This is a genomic window from Bifidobacterium merycicum DSM 6492 (assembly GCF_900129045.1).
In the GTDB taxonomy this organism is placed as follows: Bacteria; Actinomycetota; Actinomycetes; order Actinomycetales; family Bifidobacteriaceae; genus Bifidobacterium; species Bifidobacterium merycicum.
In genome coordinates this window covers 178015-198745 of record NZ_FQTX01000002.1, presented here as the reverse complement: position 1 = coordinate 198745, position 20731 = coordinate 178015, and the positions used below count along the sequence as shown (strand labels likewise).

Annotated in this window: 16 protein-coding genes; 6 read left to right on the top strand and 10 right to left on the bottom strand. The window is 64.2% G+C overall.

Annotated elements, in window-relative coordinates; translation table 11 throughout:
* Window positions 1–124 precede the first annotated feature (124 nt).
* Entirely contained in the window at window positions 125–634 is a 510-nt protein-coding gene (locus tag BUB29_RS03365; protein WP_033521792.1) for a GNAT family N-acetyltransferase, read from the bottom strand.
* 196 nt (window positions 635–830) lie between these two features.
* Window positions 831–4067, bottom strand: a complete 3237-nt coding sequence (locus BUB29_RS03360) for a UPF0182 family membrane protein (protein ID WP_033521794.1) — start codon at window positions 4065–4067, stop codon at window positions 831–833.
* 214 nt (window positions 4068–4281) lie between these two features.
* Here BUB29_RS03360 and BUB29_RS03355 point away from each other — a divergent pair, with 214 nt between their 5' ends.
* Window positions 4282–5550, top strand: coding sequence for a glycoside hydrolase family 3 N-terminal domain-containing protein (locus BUB29_RS03355; protein ID WP_081888354.1), 1269 nt, complete (start codon window positions 4282–4284; stop codon window positions 5548–5550).
* Window positions 5551–5695: 145 nt separating this feature from the next.
* Here BUB29_RS03355 and nadD read toward each other — a convergent pair whose 3' ends face one another.
* From nadD to BUB29_RS03340, 3 genes are all read right to left on the bottom strand, one after another.
* Window positions 5696–6400, bottom strand: a complete 705-nt coding sequence (gene nadD, locus BUB29_RS03350) for a nicotinate-nucleotide adenylyltransferase (protein ID WP_407640907.1) — start codon at window positions 6398–6400, stop codon at window positions 5696–5698.
* A 2-nt stretch (window positions 6401–6402) separates the two neighbouring features.
* Window positions 6403–6948 (bottom strand): hypothetical protein, encoded by a 546-nt coding sequence (locus tag BUB29_RS03345; RefSeq protein ID WP_033522085.1) that lies wholly within the window; start codon window positions 6946–6948, stop codon window positions 6403–6405.
* Window positions 6949–7052: 104 nt separating this feature from the next.
* The gene (locus BUB29_RS03340; RefSeq protein WP_033521798.1) at window positions 7053–8342 is read right to left on the bottom strand and encodes a glutamate-5-semialdehyde dehydrogenase; all 1290 of its coding nucleotides are present in this window, start codon (window positions 8340–8342) and stop codon (window positions 7053–7055) included.
* Window positions 8343–8685: 343 nt separating this feature from the next.
* Here BUB29_RS03340 and thrC point away from each other — a divergent pair, with 343 nt between their 5' ends.
* The 4 genes from thrC to BUB29_RS03320 all read left to right on the top strand — a co-directional run bounded on the left by thrC (window position 8686) and on the right by BUB29_RS03320 (window position 12964).
* Complete coding sequence (gene thrC, locus BUB29_RS03335; protein WP_193349137.1) at window positions 8686–10176, top strand: threonine synthase; 1491 nt, start codon at window positions 8686–8688, stop codon at window positions 10174–10176.
* 520 nt (window positions 10177–10696) lie between these two features.
* Entirely contained in the window at window positions 10697–12016 is a 1320-nt protein-coding gene (locus BUB29_RS03330) for an MFS transporter (protein WP_234945680.1), read from the top strand.
* A gap of 118 nt (window positions 12017–12134) precedes the next feature.
* Window positions 12135–12332, top strand: a complete 198-nt coding sequence (locus BUB29_RS03325; RefSeq protein WP_033521802.1) for a hypothetical protein — start codon at window positions 12135–12137, stop codon at window positions 12330–12332.
* Window positions 12333–12388: 56 nt separating this feature from the next.
* Window positions 12389–12964, top strand: a complete 576-nt coding sequence (locus tag BUB29_RS03320; RefSeq protein WP_033521804.1) for a GNAT family N-acetyltransferase — start codon at window positions 12389–12391, stop codon at window positions 12962–12964.
* Window positions 12965–13482: 518 nt separating this feature from the next.
* On the opposite strand, the gene BUB29_RS03315 is transcribed toward BUB29_RS03320, so the two are convergent.
* The 5 genes from BUB29_RS03315 to BUB29_RS03295 all read right to left on the bottom strand — a co-directional run bounded on the left by BUB29_RS03315 (window position 13483) and on the right by BUB29_RS03295 (window position 19034).
* On the bottom strand, window positions 13483–14055 hold the full coding sequence (locus BUB29_RS03315) for a pyridoxamine 5'-phosphate oxidase family protein (RefSeq protein WP_033521806.1): 573 nt from the start codon (window positions 14053–14055) through the stop codon (window positions 13483–13485).
* A 158-nt stretch (window positions 14056–14213) separates the two neighbouring features.
* Window positions 14214–14996 carry a thiaminase II gene (gene tenA, locus BUB29_RS03310; RefSeq protein ID WP_051914890.1) on the bottom strand — a complete coding sequence of 261 codons (783 nt, stop codon included), beginning with the start codon at window positions 14994–14996 and terminating at the stop codon, window positions 14214–14216.
* 205 nt (window positions 14997–15201) lie between these two features.
* Window positions 15202–15978, bottom strand: a complete 777-nt coding sequence (locus BUB29_RS03305; RefSeq protein WP_081888352.1) for an HAD family hydrolase — start codon at window positions 15976–15978, stop codon at window positions 15202–15204.
* A gap of 246 nt (window positions 15979–16224) precedes the next feature.
* Window positions 16225–18006, bottom strand: coding sequence for a DNA repair protein RecN (recN, locus tag BUB29_RS03300; RefSeq protein ID WP_033521808.1), 1782 nt, complete (start codon window positions 18004–18006; stop codon window positions 16225–16227).
* The gene (locus tag BUB29_RS03295; protein ID WP_033521810.1) at window positions 18006–19034 is read right to left on the bottom strand and encodes an NAD kinase; all 1029 of its coding nucleotides are present in this window, start codon (window positions 19032–19034) and stop codon (window positions 18006–18008) included. The genes recN and BUB29_RS03295 overlap by 1 nt, the downstream gene beginning before the upstream one ends.
* 352 nt (window positions 19035–19386) lie before the next feature.
* On the opposite strand from BUB29_RS03295, the gene BUB29_RS03290 reads away from it, so the two are divergent.
* Window positions 19387–20685: a TrkH family potassium uptake protein gene (locus BUB29_RS03290; protein WP_234356077.1), complete on the top strand. Its 1299-nt coding sequence runs from the start codon at window positions 19387–19389 to the stop codon at window positions 20683–20685.
* Window positions 20686–20731 lie beyond the last annotated feature (46 nt).

The following is a 20731-nucleotide window of genomic DNA, read 5'->3' as shown; positions in this document are numbered from 1 at the left end:
TCGTATGCGCGGCGGCGTGCCCGGCGTCTCGCCGGGTGTGCCGCGCCTTGCGCCGGGCGTGCATGGTGCCCATGCCGGCCGGCGTCTTTCCAAATGCCTTATTGTACCGCCGAGCGCGACGCGCCTACAGGTCGAGGTACCAGTAGCTCATGTCGCGCATGGTGCCGGTGGAGTCGGTGGCCGCGGCCGGCATCAGGCCGAACTGGGTGAATCCGAAGCGGCGCATCAGGGCGATGGATCCGGCGTTGTCGGCGAAGATGATGCCGCATGCCTTGCGCATGTGGCGTTGGCGCGCCTCGTCGAGCAGCGACGAGAGCGTGAACGTGCCCACTCCCCTGCCGCGCCATCCGGGTGCGATGTAGTAGGCCAGGTCGGTGACGCCGTCGTAGCCGGCCCTGTCGTAGAACACGGACAGTGCGCTGAAGCCGACGACCTCGCGGTTTCCGTCGTCGCCGTCCGCTTCGGTGACGAACACCGCGTACGGCTCCCGGTGGGATTCGAGCCATGCGCGCCGCTGTTCGACGGTGCGCGGTGTGGTGTCGGCGGATGATCCGCCTTCGATCACCGCCGCGTTGTAGATGTCGGTGAGCGCCTGGACGTCCGCCTCCGTGGCGGGTCTGTACGTGTATGCCATGCCGTTTCCTCGTTTCCTCTCGTTGGTTCCGTACGCCTTGTTCGGCCAGCCGATCCGTCTGCCCCGCCGTTCCGGCCCCGAACCGTCATCATTGTCGCGCATGTGGAAGGGCCGGGGCGGAAACGTCTCACCCTATCGGTGAAATCGCCCCGCCCCGGCCCTTGCTATCAGCCGTTCCCGGCTTGTAGGCCGCGCGTCACTTGCTCAGTTCGACGGCCTTGTTCAGCGCGTCCTGCAGCTTCTTCTGCGCGTCGCCGTATGCGGACCAGTCGCCGTTCTTCATGGCGGTCTGGCCGTCCTGCATGGCCTTGGACGCGTCGTTGAGCGCCTGCTGCAGTTCCGGACTGCGCTGCGCGCCCGACATCGAACCGGAATCCGACTTGCCGGACGTGCCGGTACCGCCGGACGAGTCCGTGGCGTCCTTGCCGGATGTGCCGGACGAGTCGGTCTTGGCCTGCGTGTTGCCCGAAGCGTGATCGGCGTCACCGGCGTTCGCGCCGGAATCGCCGCCGAACACCTGGTCGAGCGCCTCGTCCAGCGTGTCGGCGAACCCGACCTGATCGCCGAACGCGACGAGCACCTTCTTGAGCAGCGGGAACGACGTGGCGCCGGAGGATTTCACGTACACCGGCTGCACGTACACCAGACCGCCGCCCAGAGGCAGGGTCAACAGGTTGCCGCGCACCACGTTGGTGGAACCGGATTGCAGCAGGTTGAGCTCCTTGGAGACGTCGGCGTCGGCGTTGAAGTTGTTCTGCGCCTGGCCGGGGCCCGGCACGTTCGAATCCTTCGGCAGCTCCTGCAATCGTATGGTGCCGTAGTTCGGGCCGATCTTGCCCGCCGTCGAACCGGCGTCGGAATCCACCGACAGGAAGCCGGTGAGGATCTCACGCGTGGACGTGCCCGCGGGGATGTACGAGGAGGTCAGCGAGAACACCGGCTCCTTCGTGCCGCCCGTCTGCAGGGTCAGGTAGTAGGGCGGCTGCAGGATGTCCTCGGACTGTGCCTGCTTCGATTCGGTCGGGTCGACCGGCGTCTGCCAGAAATCCTCGCCCGAATAGTACTGGCTGGCGGAGGTCACATGATATTGGGCGAGCAGTTCGCGCTGCACCTTGAACAGGCTCTCCGGGTAGCGCAGGTGGCTCATCAGGTCGCCGGAGATCTCGGACAGCTGGTGGTACTGGCCGGGGAAGATCTTCTCCCACGCCTTGATCACCGGGTCCGTGTTGTCCCACACGTACAGGTCGACGGAACCGTCATACGCGTCGACGGTCGCCTTGACGGAGTTGCGGATGTAGTTCGCCTTCTGCGTGCCCAGTCCCTTGACCGTGCTGGAGGTCACGGTGGTGGAATCCTGGGTGGCGGAGCCGAGTTCGGCCATCTGCGAGTACGGGTAGGCGTCGGAGGTGGTGTAGCCGTCCACGATCCACTTGACGCGGCCATCCACCACGGCCGGGTACACGCGCCCGTCCAACGTGAGATAGGGCGCAACCTTGGCGACACGTTCGCGCGGCGAACGGTCGTAGAGGATCTGGGACTGGGAGGTCACGCGGTCGGAGAACAGGATCTGGTCGGAGCCGAAACGGATCGCGTACAGCAGCCTGGAGAACAGGTTGCCCACGGAGGGGCCGCCGTTGCCCTTGAACGTGGTGCTCGCGCCCTGGGAACCGGTCGGATAGTCGAACTCCCAGGAGTCGGTGCCTTCCGGGGCGCCGACGATGGAGTATTCACTCATGTTCGGCGAGAAGTAGATGCGCGGCTCATAATGTTCTGATTCGGTGAGCTTGCCCTGGGTGGGGATGCCGGATTCGAAGAAGCGCGGCTGGCCGTCCGACGTCACCTGGCTGCCGTAGGCCGCCACGACGCCGTAGCCGTGCGTGTACACGGTGTGGTCGTTCACCCAGTTGCGGTTGTCGTTGCCGTCGAGGTTGAGCTCGCGGGCCGCGATCACCGTGTCCTGGCTGGTGCCATCGATGTTGTATTTGTCGACGGTGAGCGAGTCGGCGAACGTGTAGTACTGCTTGGACTGCTGCAGCTGCTTGAAGGTCGGGGACACGACCTGCGGGTCGAGCAGTCGGATCTGCGCGGTGCTTTCGCTTTCCGAGCGCAATGCTCCCTGCTTGCCCGTGGTGGTGGCCTTGTACTGCTCGGTCTTGAGCTTGCCCAGGCCGTAGGCGGCGCGGGTGGCGTCGATGTTGCGCTGGATGTACGTGGATTCCATCTCCTGGGCGTTCGGGTTCACGCGGAAACGCTGCAGCAGGGCCGGCCATGCGATGGTCAGCACCATGGAGACGATGACGGTGACGGCGATGGCGATCAGCGGCGTGCGCCACGCCTTCAACGCGGTGGAGGCGCGCACGCCGATCGGGGCGCTGCCCTCAAGGGCGTGCGAGCGCATGAGCCATACGCCCAGCACCACGCCGAGCACGGCGATCAGCACGGCCATGATGAACGTGACGGGGATGGTGGCGTTGACGGTGGTGTAGGTCGCGCCGGTGATGCGCGAGCCTTCGGCGGTGAGGGTGGAGAACACGCCGAGCGCGATCTGCGCGGCCCAGCCGAACATGTTGAGCATCAGCCAGATGGCGATCTGCCTGCGGGCGCGTTTGGTGATGGCGAACAGACCGCGGCCGTTCACCGGCATGGTGATGCGGATGCCGCCCATCATCCCATGGGTCGCGACGGAGAACACCAGACCGACGAGCAGCAGGGTGGACAATGCGGAGGCCATGAGTTTCAGGCCGGGCAGGATGAACACGTAGAAGCCGTTGTCGATGCCGAACTGCGGGTCCTTGACGCCGAAGGGCTGGGCGTTGAACATGAGCAGGACCTGGGACCAGTCGAGGTTGAAGCGGGCGCCGAACACCACGCCGACCACGGCGGAGACCGCCACGGCCACGCGGCGGGCGTGCTTGGAGCTGACCGATTGCTTGATCTCGACCACATTGTCGTTCACGCGGATGCTGGAGCCGTCCGCCGCGGCGGGGCGGGCGCGGATCGCGAGCCATGCAGCGATAAAGCCCACGACGGCGGTCACCAGCGCGTACGCGGCCCACAGGCCGACCTTCACGCCGAGCTGCGTCCACACGACCGACTGGAAGCCGAGCTGGCCGTACCACATGAGGTCGGTGATGAACTGCGAGAGCCCGAAGAACAGGCCCACGATGATGGCGAGCGCGAGCATCACGCCGATGAGGATCTTCGTGCCGCGGCCGGTCGACTGCGACGGCTTGCGCGTGATGCGCGGCGCACCGGGCCTTCCGGCGCCGGGGCGGGGGGTGTTGGGACGGGGGGACGCGCCTGAGCCGGCGTCGTCGCCGTCCGTTTCGATGTTGACGACGATCGGGTCATCGTCGGGATTCTTGCGGCCACGGTTCGGATTGCGCGGATCGAAATCCGGATCGAACATGCCGAACATATCAAAGAAGGACATGCCACCAAGAGTACAGATAGGTGCCGAGTGCGACCGTTGTTCGCTGGGGACTGAATTTCCGCCGTGCGCGAAGCCGCCGACCTGGCAGGCCGCCCCTTCCCCGCCGTTCCCATGGCCATTCCCCTCACGGGTATCCTCCTCACGGGTATCCTCCTCATGGGTATCCTCCTCATGGGTATCCTCGAAGGAGAAGGAACGAAGGGCAGGAGCACCCATGACCATCATCTCCACCGCACGCAGCCGCAGGAGGGAGCGCATATTGCGCGCCGTCGCTGTCATCGCCGTCATCGCGATGATCGCCACGCTGGCAGGATTGGGAATGCTGTGGATGAGAATACGGGATACCAACGGTTCCGGAGGCATCCCCGCTTCGGGCACAAGATCCAGGACGACCACCCTTGCCGGAGACCTGTCCAAATCCTCGGCCCCGGCACCCGACATGACGCCCGCCAGCAGGGTGCGCCGCGCCGTCGCCGCGATGAGCATGGAGGAACGCGTCGGCCAGCTCGTCATGGCCTCGCTTTCCGCCGGCACGGACCCCTCCAGTCTTGAGGACGCGATCCGCAACCGGCATGTGGGATCGGTGCTCATCATCGGCAACTGGACCAACGGCACCGCGGGCGTGCGGCAGGCCACCGACGCGCTGCAATCGTATGCGCCCGCGAACAACAAGCTCCTCATGACCACCGATCAGGAAGGCGGCCAGGTGCAGCATCTCACGGGAGCCGGGTTCTCCACCATGCCCAGCGCCACCCAGCAGGGGGGGATGGGCGCCGACCAGCTGCGCCAATCCGCGGCCGTATGGGGTGGGCAACTCGCCCAGGCCGGCATCAACGTCGACCTCGCCCCCGTGGTCGACACCGTCACCGTGCCCCGCGCATCGAACGCCCCGATCGGCGCACTGGACCGTGACTTCGGCCTCGACGCGGCGGGCAACGCCTCGCACGCCACCGCCTTCATCCAAGGCATGCGCGACGCCGGCGTGCAAACCTCCATCAAACACTATCCCGGCCTCGGTTCCGTGACCGGCAACACCGACTTCACCGCGGACGGCATCCTCGACACCACCACCATGCTCGACGGCGACACCATCAACGCGTTCGGCACGGTCATCACCGACGCGCAACCGGGCATGGTGATGATGGCATTGGCCACCTATCAGGCCATCGACCCGAGCACCCCGGCCGCATTCTCCCCGACGATCATCGACGGCTACCTGCGGGCCAGGCAGGGCTATCAGGGCGTGGTGACGTCCGACTCGCTCTCCGCGGCGGCATTGGGCGGCTTCCAGCCAAGCGAATTGGGTGTGAGGCTGGTCGAGGCCGGCGGCGACCTCGCCTGCATCGGCGCACCCGACTACGTCATGCCGATCCTCGACGGGCTGAACGCCAAGGCCGCCTCCGACGAGGCGTTCGCGGCCAAGGTGACGCGCAGCGCGGAACGCGTCCTCACGCTCAAATACCAGATGGGCCTCGCCGGCTGAGCCGCACGGACGCACGCAATACACGCCGCACGGCACACGACCAGCCACGGAGAACAACGGAGAACACGCCCGCGCATCACACGAATGACGGCCGGCCGCCCCAACACGGGACGACCGGCCGTCAACGTCTCACAACCGAAAACCGCTACCCGCGGTACAGGCCATGCTTGCTGATGTACTGCACCACGCCATCCGGCACCAGATACCACACCGGCTCGCCGGCCTTCACGCGGCGACGCACATCCGTCGAACTGATCGCCAACGCCGGAATCTCCAACGTATCGACCTTGCCCTCCGGCAGCTTCACACCCTCGGGCGAGGAATACCCCGGCCGCGTGACCGCCACGAAATGCGCCAGATTCCACATGCGATCGGCATCCTTCCACTGCATGATCTCCGCCACCGCATCCGCGCCGGTGATGAAGAACAGTTCCGCATCCGGATGCTGCGCCCGCAGATCACGCAACGTATCAACCGTGTACGTGATGCCCGGACGGTCGATATCCACACGCGACACCGTGAACTTCGGATTCGATGCCGTGGCGATCACCGTCATCAGATACCGGTCCTCTGCGTTCGTCACATGCTTGTCCAGCTTGAACACCGGGCGGCCCGTCGGCACGAACACCACCTCGTCGAGGTCGTACACCCACGCCACCTCGGATGCGGCCACCAAATGCCCGTTATGAATCGGATCGAACGTGCCGCCCATGATGCCGATACGCGGGCGCACATGCCAATTGCCACGCGCGGAACGCCACGCATTGCCCGACGTGACCACGGAAACGGCGGGCTTGCCGGCGACCGGGCCATCCGACAGGTCGGCCATACGGCGCTCGTCAGGTGCCATCGTCATGCACGCTCCCCCTGCTGCGCCTCACGATCCTGATCGTCACGCTCGCGTTCGATCTCCTCGGCGGTCGGACTGCCGTCCTTCGGGTCGATCTTGCCCATGTCCTCATCCCATTCGTCCTGCACCACACGACGGATCTCCGCGAACGTGGGCAGCGGGAAGTCAGGCTGGTACAGGCGGCGTACCTCGGCCACATGCTCGGTGATGCGGATCAGCGTGTCGGTCATGTCATCCACGTCGCCCGCACGTTCGAACGCGGTGAACTTGGCGATGTACTCCTCCATGAGTTCCATGTGACGGCGCACCGTTTCGAACTGTTCGTCGTCCACGTCGACCACGCCCTCGCCGTCCTCCTCGGGCCAGCCGATGAGCACTGCGTCGGCGTATTCGAGCGAGGCCCGCTGCGGGGCGGTGGCGATGCCGTCCTCGATCTGCACCAGGAACACGTACCGGACGATGCTCAGGCGTTCCGACGCGATCTTCATGACGCACCGGGGGTTGTTGAAGTTCATGTCGGGGCGCAGCTCCTCGACCGGCGTGCTCATGCCGTCGTTCGGCAGGCCGGCCGCGACGCTGGGCTTCGCACCCATCTGCCCGCCGTCCTCACCGGCATCGGCACCGTTCCTCATGTTCGCTTCATTCGCTTCGCTCATGCGCGTACCTGTCCTTGTCCGTATCCGATCCATTTCGTGGTGGTCATTTCGGTCAATCCCATCGGTCCCCTCGCATGCATCTTCTGCGTGGAGATGCCGAGCTCGGCGCCGAAACCGAAGACGCCGCCGTCGGTGAAGCGCGTGGAGGCGTTCACCATCACCACCGCGGAGTCGACGCGTGCGGTGAACTCCTCGATGGCCGCGTAATCCTCGGAGATGATCGACTCGGTATGGCCCGTGGAATGCCTGTTGATGTGCCCGATCGCCTCGTCAAGTGAATCGACGACCTTGACGCCCATGGTCAAGGCGAGGTATTCGGTGTCCCAATCCTCATCGGTGGCGTGCACGAGCAGCTGCGGGTCGTGCCCGGGCATGGCGTCGATGATCGCGTAGGCGCGTTCGTCCGCATGTAATTCCACGCCGGCGTCCATCAGCGCCTTGGCGGCGAGCGGCAGGAACTCCCCGGCGACATCGCGGTGCACGATCAGCTTCTCGGCGGCGTTGCACACACCGATGCGCTGCGTCTTGGCGTTGATGATGATCGGGATGGCCTTGGCCGGGTCGCCCGCGCGATCCATGTAGATGTGCACGTTGCCCGCTCCCGTTTCGATGACCGGCACCTTCGAGTTGGCGACGACCGCCTGGATCAGGCCGCGACCGCCGCGGGGCACCAGCAGGTCGACGTGCCCACGCGCCTGCATCATGGCCGTCGCGCCGTCACGTCCGAAATCGTCGACGGACTGCACCAGCGCGCCATCGAACCCCTGCGCACGCAACGCCCCGCCGATCACGTCGAGCGTGGCGGCATTGGTGCGTTCGGCGGCATGACCGCCACGCAGCATGGCCGCATTGCCTGACTTCAGGCACAGGCTCGCCACATCCACCGTGACGTTCGGACGCGCCTCGTAGATCATGCCGATCACGCCGATCGGCACGCGCGTCTGCGTCAATCGCATGCCGTTGGGCAGCGAATAGCCGCGCACGATCTCACCGACCGGATCGGGCAGGGAGGCGACATGGCGTACGCCGTCGGCGGCGGCACGCACACGCTCCTCATCGAATTTCAGCCTGTCGAGCTTACCCTCGTCCATGCCGCCTTCGCGCGACCTGCGCATATCGACGGCGTTGGCTTCGGCGATGACGCCGGCATTGGCGTCAAGCGCGTCAGCGATGGCGAACAGCAGCGCGTTCTTCGTGTCGGTGGTGGCGCGGGCGAGAACGGACTGCGCCTTGGCCGCGGCGTCGGCACGGGCGCACACCCGTTCGAAAATCTCTTGGAATTCCATGCGCCCCAGCCTACCCCATACCGCCCGCAAAACCGAAGCCGCGTCAAAACCACGGGGTGACACACGGGGATGGATCCACGACCGAGGCCGGTGCTGATACGGACGGAACGCGGGGTACCCGCCGGCCGCTTGCGGGGCGCATCCACGAAACGGACCGCGGAAGCGCCCGCGACGAGTGCGGGAACACACGAAGGAACCTACACGGAAACACACGCAGGAACACGGCAGCCGCCGCCCCCACGGCGCCCCTATGGAAATGGACACCGCCCGCCCACTGCCTACGGTTGCCGGTAAACTAACGCCTGTTGAACCTCAACGTCAAAGATTCTTAACCGTAAGGATTATTGTGACCACGTTCCATTCCACGCGAAACACCACCGATTCACTCACCTCCAAGCAGGCCATTCGCCTCGGACTCGCCGACGACGGCGGTCTGTTCGTCTCCGACCAGCTCGGCGAAATCAAGGTCGCCATCGACAACCTCGCCGGCATGTCCTATCAGGCCATCGCCCAGCGCGTGCTCGGCGCACTGCTGCCCGACTTCACCGACAAGGAACTCGCGCAGTGCATCGCCGAAGCATACGGCGACCAGTGGCTCGACGAGAAGATCACCCCCGTCAAGCCGCTCGGCGACGACTTCGTCATGGAACTCTTCAACGGCCCGACCTCCGCATTCAAGGACGTCGCCCTCCAGATCCTCCCCCGCTTCATGGCCCGCACCACCCCCGCCGACGGCGACCCGGACGAGAAGATCATGATCGTCACCGCCACCTCCGGCGACACCGGCAAGGCCGCACTCGCCGGCTTCGCGGACGCGGCAGGCACCGGCATCACCGTCTTCTACCCGGAAGGCAAGGTCAGCCAGGTGCAGGAACTGCAGATGACCACCCAGGCCGGCTCCAACGTGAACGTGTGCGCGGTCAAGGGCAACTTCGACGACGCCCAGTCCGCTGTCAAGCGCATCTTCGGCGACAAGGAACTCGCCGAACGACTCGCCGGCGACGCGCACGTGGTGCTGTCCTCCGCGAACTCCATCAACGTGGGTCGTCTGGTGCCGCAGGTCGTCTACTACTTCTCCGCCTACGCGCAGTTGCTCGAAAAGCAGGTCATCAACGTGGGCGACGAAGTCGAATTCGTCGTGCCGACCGGCAACTTCGGCGACATCCTCGCCGGCTACTACGCCAAACTGCTCGGCCTGCCCGTCAAGCACCTGATCGTCGCCTCCGACAAGAACAACGTACTGTTCGACTTCCTGACCACCGGCACCTACAACCGCCAGCGCCCGTTCTTCCAGACCATCAGCCCGTCGATGGACATCCTCGTCTCCTCCAACCTGGAACGCATGCTGTACTACCTGTCCGACAAGGACGCGCGACTCATCTCCATGCTCATGAACGACCTCAAGCAGTGGGGCGCGTACGAGGTTCCGGGCAGCCTGCTCGCCAAGATCCGCCAGATCTTCGGCACCGGCTGGGCCGACGAGAACCAGGTGCGCGAGATGATCGCCGACTGCTGGAACAAGAACCATTACGTGATCGACCCGCACACCGCATGCGGCTACTTCGTCATGCAGCAGATGCCGCGCGACCCGCTGACCCCGCGCGTGCTGCTCGCCACCGCCAGCCCGTACAAGTTCCCGCGCGTGGTGAATGAGTCCCTGGGCCTCGACGCCACCGGCACCGACTTCGCATGCATGGACGTGCTCGCCGAGGCCACCGGCACCACCGCCCCAGCCGCCCTGCGTGGACTGGAGCACGCCGACGTGCGCTTCAGCAACGTGGTGGAGGTCGACGGCATGTCCGGCTTCGTGGAGAATGCGGCCAAGGCGCTGTGACCACACTTCCGTGACCGTACTTCCGGTCATTTCGACCGGCTTTCCGGCTTTCCGGCTTTCCGACGAGCGAACGGCGGAAAGCCGGAAACCCGCAGGTTCTACAAAACCTGCATCCCCAAAATCTGCAGAATCGAAGACCCCCGATCGCATCACACATGGCGCTCGCAGCCATGACGCGGCCGGGGGTCTTCCCGCTGTCCCGTCTTCCCGCTGTCCCGTCTTCCCGCTGTCCCGTCTTCCCGCTGTCCCGTCTTCCCGCTGTCCCGTCTTCCCGCTGTCCCGTCTTCCCGCTGTCCCGTCTTCCCGCTGTCCCGTCTTCCCGCTGTCCCGTCTTTCCGACCGGTTCGCCGACTGGTTTCCCGGCCGTCCTCCCTACCGTTTCGCTGACCGGTTCCCTACCGCTTCGTCTCCCGTTTCGCCGAGCGCGATACGCATCGCCGAAAATTCATCTCCCCGTAACATCACATGCGGTTTCGCCGTTTTCGTCCGCTACTATACGGAACGCGGAGGCGAAAGCAGTATGATGAAACCCTTGAACGGCACCATGACCGACGGCACCGACGAACGCGGAACACACATCGACATCGACGGCAACAGCAGCAGCACCAGCACACTTGGAAACGGCACCGGCAAAGCACCGAAGGACCGGCTCATCACCCGCGATGTGGCGCTGGTCATGCTGGCCACCTTCTTCTTCATGTCAAGCAACATGATCGTCACGCCGATCGTGGCGGGCTATGGGGAATCCCTCGGCGCCACCGGCATGATGATGGGCGCAATCGCCGGTGTGATGAGCTTCGTATCGCTGTTTTGCCGCCCCATCGCAGGCAACCTGTCGGATCTGGTGAGCAAGCGTCTGCTCGTGGCGACCGGCACGCTGCTGTACATCACGGCCGGCATCATGTACTGTCTCGCGAACTCCACCGGCATGCTCATCGCGGCGCGCGTGGTCAACGGTCTCGGATTCGCCTGCGGTTCGGTATGTCTGGCGACATGGGTGTCACTGCTGCTGCCGATCCGGCATATGGGCGCGGGCATGGGCCTGTACGGCATCGTGAACGCACTGGCCATCGCCGTCGGACCGGCGCTCGGCATCCGTCTGCACCAACTGATCGGCTACCATCTGACCTTCGTGTCGTCGCTGGCGATGAACATCTGCACGCTGATCGTCGTGTTGCTGGTGCGCAACGGCGGCAAACCGGCGCGGAAAAGCGCCCACGGCGACTCCGGCACGCATCGTCCGATCGGCAAGCACATGCGGCACCGTCTGCGCTTGCGGAATCTGGTGGAGCCGCGCGCGATTCCGCTTGTCATCGTGTTCATGATGTTCGCCATCCCCTACTACGCGAATCAGTCGTTCCTTGTCGATTACATCGGCGCGCGGCACCTCGCGGCGTCATCCGACCTGTTCTTTGTGTTCTACGCGGTGGCGCTGCTCATCATGCGACTCACACTCAAGGACCTGTTCGACAGCAAGGGATTCCGCTTCTGGCTGATCGTGGCCTCAATCGCGATGTTGGCATGCCTGGCGTTCCTCGGCGGCATGACGAACGACTGGTATCTGCTCGGCGCCGGCATCGGCATGGCGGGAAGCTACGGTCTGATGAGCTCGGTGACGCAGGCGCAGGCCGTGGTGATCGCGGGGCGCGAGCGCAGCGGACTGGCGAACAGCACCTACTATATGGGCATCGATTTGGGTATGGCGCTGGGACCGGTGCTGGCGGGCGTGTGCTACGGCCATCTGCCGATCGCATGGTTCTACCCCGTGTTCATGGTGGTGGTTCCGATCGCGTGGGTGATTTACCTGTGGTTCGCGCATATGATTCACGGGCGGCGGTAGGTTCTGCGGAATTTGCGGGTTCTGTTCTGCGGGTTCTGCGGAATTTGCGAAATCTGCGGAGTTTGCTGAGCGGACGGATGACGGCGCGACTCCGGATCGGTGGGTACCATCGTTCCCCATGACGAGGAAGAAGACACGAACATCAGGCAACCCAGCGAATCCGACCAATCTCAATCCGGTGGTGGCGGATTTACTTAGGAAACGTGGCGGCGCAAGCGGGTTCCCGCAGGTTCGCGGGCGCGTCGGATCGGCGATGCCGTTCAAGGCGACCGGCCACAAGGGCGGCATCAGCAGGCAGGGTTCCAAGCGCGGCTGACCGCGGGCGGGACGGAATGCCGGAATGACCAAAACCATAACGATGAGGAGCGCATCATGTTGATTCGACATGCCACGATGAATGATCTGACCGCCATTGCAACGGTCGAGGCCGCATGTTTCCCCGCCGCGGAAGCCGCGGGCGCCGACGCGCTGCGCAACCGTCTCGCGGTGTATCCGGACTGCTTCTGGCTGATGATCGATGATGGGCGGAACGGTGACGTCATTCCCGCCGATGCCGCTAATGCGACCGATGTAACCGATTGTGGTTCCGCCGATGCCGCCGACCGTACCCATGACGGGCGTCTGGTCGCGTTCATCAACGGATTCGTGACCGACTCCCCCGATCTGACAGACGCCATGTATGACGATGCCGGCCTGCATGAGCCGGACGGTGCGTGGCAGATGATCTTCGGCGTGGATACCGCGCCCGCATACCGGCATCACGGTTATGCGAGCACGCTGATGCGGCGCGTGATCGACGATGCGCGTGCCGCCGGACGTGCCGGACTGGTGTTGACCTGCAAGGATCGGCTCATCGGCTTCTACGCCCGCTTCGGATATCAGGATGAAGGCGTATCCGAGTCCACCCACGGCAATGTCGTCTGGCATCAGATGCGCCTATGCTTCTGACCCGACGTCTCTCCCGTTTCCTTCCCTAATGTTTCCTCCCCTCCTGGCTCAATCCCCTCCACCCATCCACGGAATCGGACAGAATAAGCCCAATTTTGCATGAAAGGGAACGAGGGCTTGCTTATTCCCCTAAATTCGCGGTGGAAATGGAAGTTCATGCATGCAGGCGGGACGAAAACCTCCGTGGAACCACCTATCCGGCTTATATATGGCAGATTTGAAGGGTTGATTTTTGCTAAGTGACTTATATATGGCACCCAAATCGCGATATACCAAGTACAAGCCATGGAATTGCAACGCTTGTACTTGGCATATCGCAGCAGACATGCCATATATAAGCCACTTAGTATTTCCCGACCCGGGAATCTGCCATATATAAGCGAGTTAGCACAAGTCAGCCGTTCAGACGCCTCCTTAAACCTGCTCCGGCCTCAGTCGGCTCCGTGCTAGCCTCTCCCGGCACCGATTAACAGGCGCCAACCTGCCAGCAGGCATGCCGAACTGCGATGGAAGGATGGTCAGGGATGATGCGGGGCGGGCATGTCGTGGATTTTGGCGGTAAGGCGATCGGCTTCGATTTTCCACACGGTCACGCTGCCCACCTGTCGATCGGTGAATTCGACATGATCCGCGCCGGCCTGATGCGCCATCAGCAGTTGCAGCCCATGCCGCGCCTCGGCCAGATCGGTCACGATACTCGCCGTGCCGTTGCCGATGACCGATTTGAATGCCTCGCTCCAATTGCACGGGGTGCGTCCCTCGACGACCGCGCAATCCGTTTCCATCTCGAATGCCACCGCGAGCGCGTTGCTTGCGGCGCGGATGGCATCGAGCTTGCGCCCGACCGGCGCGGAATGCAGGTACAGAGTCAGCGTGCCGTCGTTTTCGAATTTGTATCCGAAATTCATCGGCACGATGGTCAGGCCTTCGACGTCGACGTACGACACACGCACGATGCGGCATGCCGCGACGATGCCCGCGATGGCGCTGGCGTCCGTCACTTCCCTGTCGGCCCGGCGCATCCTGCGGCGTTCGCCCGCCACGGTCCGTTCATGGTTACGCCGGGTCGGCGTGTCCCGCATATCCGTCATATTGCGCTCCTTCAAGTCGGGCCGGACCGAAGCGGGACGGAACCAATCGAACCGGATCGAACTAATCGGGACGAACCGAATCACGCCAAACCACGCCGAACGACATCAAGCCGCATCAGGCCACATCAAGCCGCAAACCGCATCAAACAGAACGGCTTTCAGCGCCGGCCATCCCACTGGGGTTTCCAGGAATACTGCATATCGTAGGCGCTCGCCCAGAACATGTATTCGTTCTGCACGCCGTTGTAGAAGATCTCCTCAAGCTCGTTCAGGCGCTCCTCACCCAGGCCCTGCACCATGCGTTCGATGTGTTCGATCAGCCACACGGAGCTCTGCCAGAACTCCTCCGTCTTGTACATGTCGACCCAGCTCTGGTACGGGTTGGAGTCGAGCGTGTCGGCGAATTCCTTGGCGAGCCGCTGCCCATAATCCGCATACACCCATGCGCAGGGCAGCACCGCCACGAGGATGTCAAGCAGGTCGCCGCCGTATGCGATGGCGAGGATGTCGGAGGTGTAGGCGCGCGCGAACGCGGACTGGCGCACGTTGTTCATCTCCTCCTCGCTCACGCCGTAACCGGCCATGTACTTGCGGTGCACGGAGGACTCCACGTTGAAGATGGCGTTCTGCACATTGACCATGAAGCGCATGACTTCGGGATCATTGGTTTTGGTGAGCGCCAGCGCGTGCACTTTGGCGTAGTCGGCAAGGTAACGATAGTCCTGCAGCAGGTAGAAGGCGAAACGCTCCTGCTTGAGCGTGCCTTGGCCGAGTTCGCGCAGGAACGGCTGGTTGTAGCCGTCCTCCCAGACCATGTCGGCGGCGTCGCGCAGTCGGCGGGCGAACGGCGGAAGATTGTCGAGTCGGATGCCCTTGGCGGGGTCGAATGCGGGATCGAACGCGGAATCGGACGGATTGTCGATGATGTTGTCAGAAGCCATGGTCGCCATGGGCTTGCCTCCCTACGCTGGTATTAACCATCAGGTTCTAAGGGTCAGGCGTATGCCTTTCTCAACCCGTCCGCGAGCGCCGCGCGACGCACGTATGCGAAGCCGTGCAAGGTCGGACAGGTTCCCCTGCAATTACAGCGCCTCATTATGGCAATACGCACCGACCGACCAGCCGACCGTCAACCGACCGCCCCGCCTATGCCTCCGGCCACAGGCGCGGCGCGTCGTGGAAGTCGAACATCACGCCGTCCGCCAGAGCGCATATGGCGTCCCACTGCCCGTCCGAGGAGTCGTCGTGCATGGCCCACGCCCACATACCCACGGATTTCGCGGAGCGGATGCCTTCCAGAATGTCCTCGAACACCACGCATTCGCTCGTCTCGGCGCCGAGACGGGATGCCGCGAGCAGGTACACGTCCGGCTTGTCCTTGCCGACACCGTGCACGTCGTCCACCGAGACGATCGTGTTGAAGAAGTCGAAGATGCCCACGTGTTTCATGGCGGGTTCGCGCAGCGACGGCGTCAATGATGTCGCGATCGCGAGTTTCACGCCCGCATCGCGCAGGTATGTGAGGTATTCCACCGCGCCCGGTTTGGCTTCGACCATGGTCGCGTACGCTTCGTGCGCCATGTCGTCCCATTCGGCCATCACCGCTTCGGGCGTCTCGTCCAAGCCGAAACGGTCGATGGTGTATGCGGCGACCTGTTGGAACGGCATGGCGCTGATGGTGGGCACGTAGTCGTCGGGGACGTCGAACCCGCGTCTGGACAGGAAGTCCATGTCGATCTGGTCCCACACGCCCATGGAGTCGAGCAGGGTGCCGTCAAGGTCGAAGATGGCGGCCTTGGGCGACGTGGACGGGACGGACGGCGTGGACGGGGCGGACGGCGCGGACGCGTCGGCTCCGCCGGTTCCGGCGTGTGTGGGGGTGGGTTCGGCGGCTGCTAGTCGATTGATGCCGGTTTTGTTCATGATGACCTCGTTCGCTGATCGTGTTGTCGACTTCGTTCGGTTGTTCCGATTGGCCGGATGCCTGGACTGTTCGCGTGTTCACCGCGCCGGTGCGTTCGTGGGACGGGCGGGAGATAGGTCGGGCGGGAGATAGGTCGGGCGGGGCAGGTCGGGCGAGCCGGAACAGGGGACCGGCCAGCCACCCGTTGTTCCGCCCGCCTCCAGCGTGATTTCCCTACATCGCGGTTTCCCTCCAGCGCGGATTCCCTACAGCGTGGATTCCTCCAGCAGTTCCCGCGCGTGGTCGAGTGATGTCTCGGTCGCGCTGCCGGACAGCATGCGGGCGATTTCGCCGATGCGTGTCTCACCGGTCACTTCGGTGACGGTGGTTTCGACCATGCCGTCATCGGGGTTTTCGGCTTTGGCGACCACGAACTGCTTATCCGCCCAGGACGCGACCTGCGCCAGATGGGTCACGACGATCACCTGCGCGTCCTCGGCGAGCCTGGCCAGACGGCGCCCCAATTCCACGGCGGCCTTGCCGCCCACGCCGGCGTCGACCTCATCGAAGATGAACGTCATGCCGCCTGCGTTCCCGCGCTGTTCGGCCGCGACGAGCTCCAACGCGAGCATCAGTCGGCTCAGCTCGCCGCCGGACGCGCTTTTGCCCATCGGCAGTTCCGGCGAACCGGGGAACGGCGTGAACAGGAATTCGATATCGTCACCGCCATGCGGGCCGAGCGGCCCCGTGGGCCCATCGCCCTCATGTTCCGTCACGCGGATGCGCAGCGACGCGCCGCTCATCGCCAACGATTCCAGTTCCTCGCTGACATGCGTGCCCAACTGCCCGGCGGCCTGTTCACGCGCATCATGCAACGTTTCCGCGGCGGCGAGCGCCTCCCGGTACAGGCGTTCGCGTTCGGACTCCAGCTGCGCCACCTTTTCGGGCGAGGCGTCGAGATCCTCCACGTCGAATGCGGCCTTGTCGCGCCAGGCGATCACGTCGGACAGTTCCGGCCCCCACCGGCGCATGAGCTCGTTGAGGTCGTGGATGCGCCCGTTGATCCGGTCGAGGTCCTCCACGTCGCCTTCGCCGTCCAGTTCCTGGGCGAGGGCGAATACCACGTCGGTCAGGTCGGCCGCGATGGATTGCAGGCGTACCGCCTGCTCTTCGAACACTCCCCCGACGCGGATGCCTTGCAGCGCCTGCACCGCGCGGTTCACCAGGTCGACCGCGGAGACGGCGTCCGAATCCACGTTCACCTGTGAAGCGTCCAATGCGGTCAGGGCCGTTGAGACTCCTTGGGTGATCGCCGCGGCGTTCTCGATGCGGTCGCGCTTGTCCTTGAGTTCCTTGTCTTCGCCCGGCTGCGGGTCGATCTGGTTGATGCGTTCTATGGATTCGCGCAGATAGTCGGCCTGCTGGCATGCGGCGGCTTCCTGGGAGCGCAGTTTCGTCAGGCGCGCGTCCATCGCCGCCAGGGCTTCCCATGCGCGCTGGTAGGCGGCGAGCTGCTTGTCGTCACCGGCGGCCATGTCGAGGAATTCGCGTTGCCGTGCCGCTGATGCGATGCGCAGCTGATCGGTCTGGCCGTGCACGGTGATGAGTTCGCCCGCCACCGATGCCAGTACCGAACGGGGTACGGTTTTGCCGCCGAGTACGGCGCGGGATCGACCGGAGGCTGATACGACGCGCGAGAGGAACAATTCGCCGTCTTCTGGCGTGATGCCGGCGTCCTCGGCGTATCGCACGGCCTTGCTGGCCGCGTTGGAAGCGGTGGGTGCGGTAGGCACGGCGGGTGCGGTCGTGTCGCTATCGGTGTCACCGGCGGCGTCAGGAACGGCGAACACGCCCTGCGACCAGGCTTCGCCCGCGCCGGAGGAGACGCGCGAACCGGATGCCGTGCCGCCGGAGATGAGTCGGATGGCGGAGAGCAGCATGGATTTTCCGGCACCGGTTTCGCCGGTGATGGCGGTCAAGCCAGCCGCCGGGGTGATCTGCGCGGAATGGATCGGTCCGAGATTGCGTACGGAGAGTTCTTCCAGCATCAGCGGCCGCTCCCGTTGCCGTCAGGCGTCTCACGTCCGTCAGACGTCTCACGCCCACCAGATGTCTCATGTCCGTCAGACGCGTAATGCGCACCATGCGCGTTACGGTCCATACTGCATCCCGAACCCCCGCCGCGGGCCGCCTTGCCCCGGTTCGCCTGTTCGCGCCAGCCGACCACGGGAAGGTCGAATTTGCTGACCAGTCGGTTGGTGAACGGCACGCCGGAAAGACGCGCCAGCCGCAGCATGTCGCGCGACGCCCTGACTTCGATGCGGGTGCCCTTGGGCAGCGAGCGCTGCCTGCGCCCGTCACAGCAGATCCAACCGTCGGATACGGAGCTGTCCAGAATGTCGAGCGTGAACGTGGATTCGGCGCCGATGACCAGAGGTCGGGCGAACAGCGCGTGCGCGGCCAGCGGGGTCAGTTGCAGGGCCTTCACGTTCGGCCAGATGATGGGCCCGCCCGCGGAGAAGGCGTAGGCGGTCGACCCGGTGGGCGTGGATACGATCACGCCGTCCGCGCCGAAGGAGCTCATTTCCACGTCGTCCACGCGGATGGACAGTTCCACCATTTTGCCGCGGGTTTCGCGTTCCAGCGTGATGTCGTTGAGCGCCCAATCCTCGATCGGCTCGTTGGCGCCGGGCAGCCACACGTCCACGTGCGCGATCATGCGTTCGTCGATTGAATAGTCATGGTCCGCGACCCGTCGGATCGCCTCGCTCATCTGGAAGCTTTCGAATTCGGCGAGGAAGCCCACATGCCCGAGGTTCACGCCGAGGATCGGCACTTCGGTGCAGTGCACGAGTTCGGCCGCGCGCAGGATCGTGCCGTCGCCGCCGAGCACAACGACGATTTCGGTATTGTCCGAAACGCGCGGGGACGGCGTGCCGAATGCGGGCGGGTCGACGTTGTCGATGATGGTGACCTCGAATCCGGCCGACCTCAATTGTTCGACGGCCTCACTGACCACCGTGCCGCTTTGGCGCAACCTGCTATGCGTCACGACCACGGCGTTGCGTCTCGTCATACGATGCTCTCCATCCCCGTTTTTCGTACATGATCCGTGCGATTCGACGTATTCGGTCACACTATGCATTATCCTAATCGTTTGTTCGAACCGTCGCGTCTCATACCGCCATCGGGTGAACGGCTTGAGCCGACCACGGTCTAGAATGTCGTACGGCGGAAGATCATGTATTGCGCAATGTTAGGAGGGTTCCGTGGCACGTGACCTTGATGAACCCGTGGAGGCGAGCAGGCGTTTCAGGATCACGCTGAAAAAGCTTCGAAAGAAGGGCGTCAGAGGGAGCACGCCGGCCAAGCGCATTCGCCGCGTCAGCCTCACCGACCGTCTGTTCGGGCATCCGGGGCGCCTGTCGATGATGTATTTCGCAGTCCTCATCGTGATCGCGACCGTCCTGCTGCTGATGCCGTTCGCCACGCAGACCGGCGAGATCACCAGCTTTCCCGTCGCGTTCTTCACCGCGGTTTCGGCGCTGTCCACTTGCGGCATCCAAGTGGTCAACACGAGCTCCTACTGGTCGTTCTTCGGGCAGGTCGTCATCCTGTTCTCCATCCAGCTCGGCGGTCTTGGCGTCATGACCTTCGCCTCGATCGTGGCCTTGGGCATCAGCCGTCGCCTGAGGGTGTCGCAGCGTATGCTCACCGCCAACGAGCTCGGCACCAATAAGCTTTCCGAAGTCAAAAGCGTCATCACGGTGGTGTTGACCATCACGGCCATCACCGAGGCGCTCACGTTCACCCTGCTGCTGCCGGAGCTGCTGCGCGTCAACAAGAACGACGCCGGGCGCACGCTGTGGCAGGCGATCTTCTACGCCGTCTCCGCGTACAACAACACCGGTTTCACCCCTGACACGTCGGGCCTGCACGTGACCAACTGGGGCGTGGGCCTGCCGATTCTCGTCAGCGCGTTCATCGGCACGCTGGGCTTCCCCGTGGTGTTGAACGTGGTGCAATGCGCACGCCGCCGCCAAAGCCCCAAGCATTGGTCGCTGCATACCAAGCTCACGCTCATCACCACGGCGATCCTGGTGGGCACGTCGCTGGTGTGGTTCCTCATCGTCGAATGGAACAACACCGACCTGTTCCCCGTGGACGACCTGTCGATGAAGTTCCGCAGGGCCATGGTCGCGGCCGTGATGCCGCGCTCCGCCGGTTTCGACATCTCCTGGGTGCCGGGCGTGGGCAGCGAAAGCAAGTTCTTCATGAGCATCATCATGTTCATCGGCGCGGGTTCCTCGTCCACGGGCGGCGGCATCCGCGTGACCACGTTCGCGGTGATCATCCTGATCTGCGGCGCCGCGTTCACCGGACACCGTGACGTGACCGTGTTCCACAGGCGTATTCCGCGCAGGATCCAGATGACCGCCATTTCGGTCACCACATCCTGCCTGTCGCTGGTCGCGGTCGTGTCGATGGCGCTCATGTTCGTCACCGACTGCTCGCTGGGCGACGCGCTGTTCGAAACCTGCTCGGCGTTCAGTCTCGGCGGCTATTCGGTGGGCGTGGTCAGCGCCGGCAATCCGGCGTCGCAGTTCATTCTCGCGGCCACGATGATCATCGGCAGGCTCGGCCCCATGACCATCGCCTATTCCATCAGCCGTCCGATGGCGCCCGAGCCGATCCGTTACCCGCAGGAGAATGTCATCGTCGGCTGACGCGGTCCCGTACGGTCCGCGCCGCGAACGGCGTACACTGGGCATG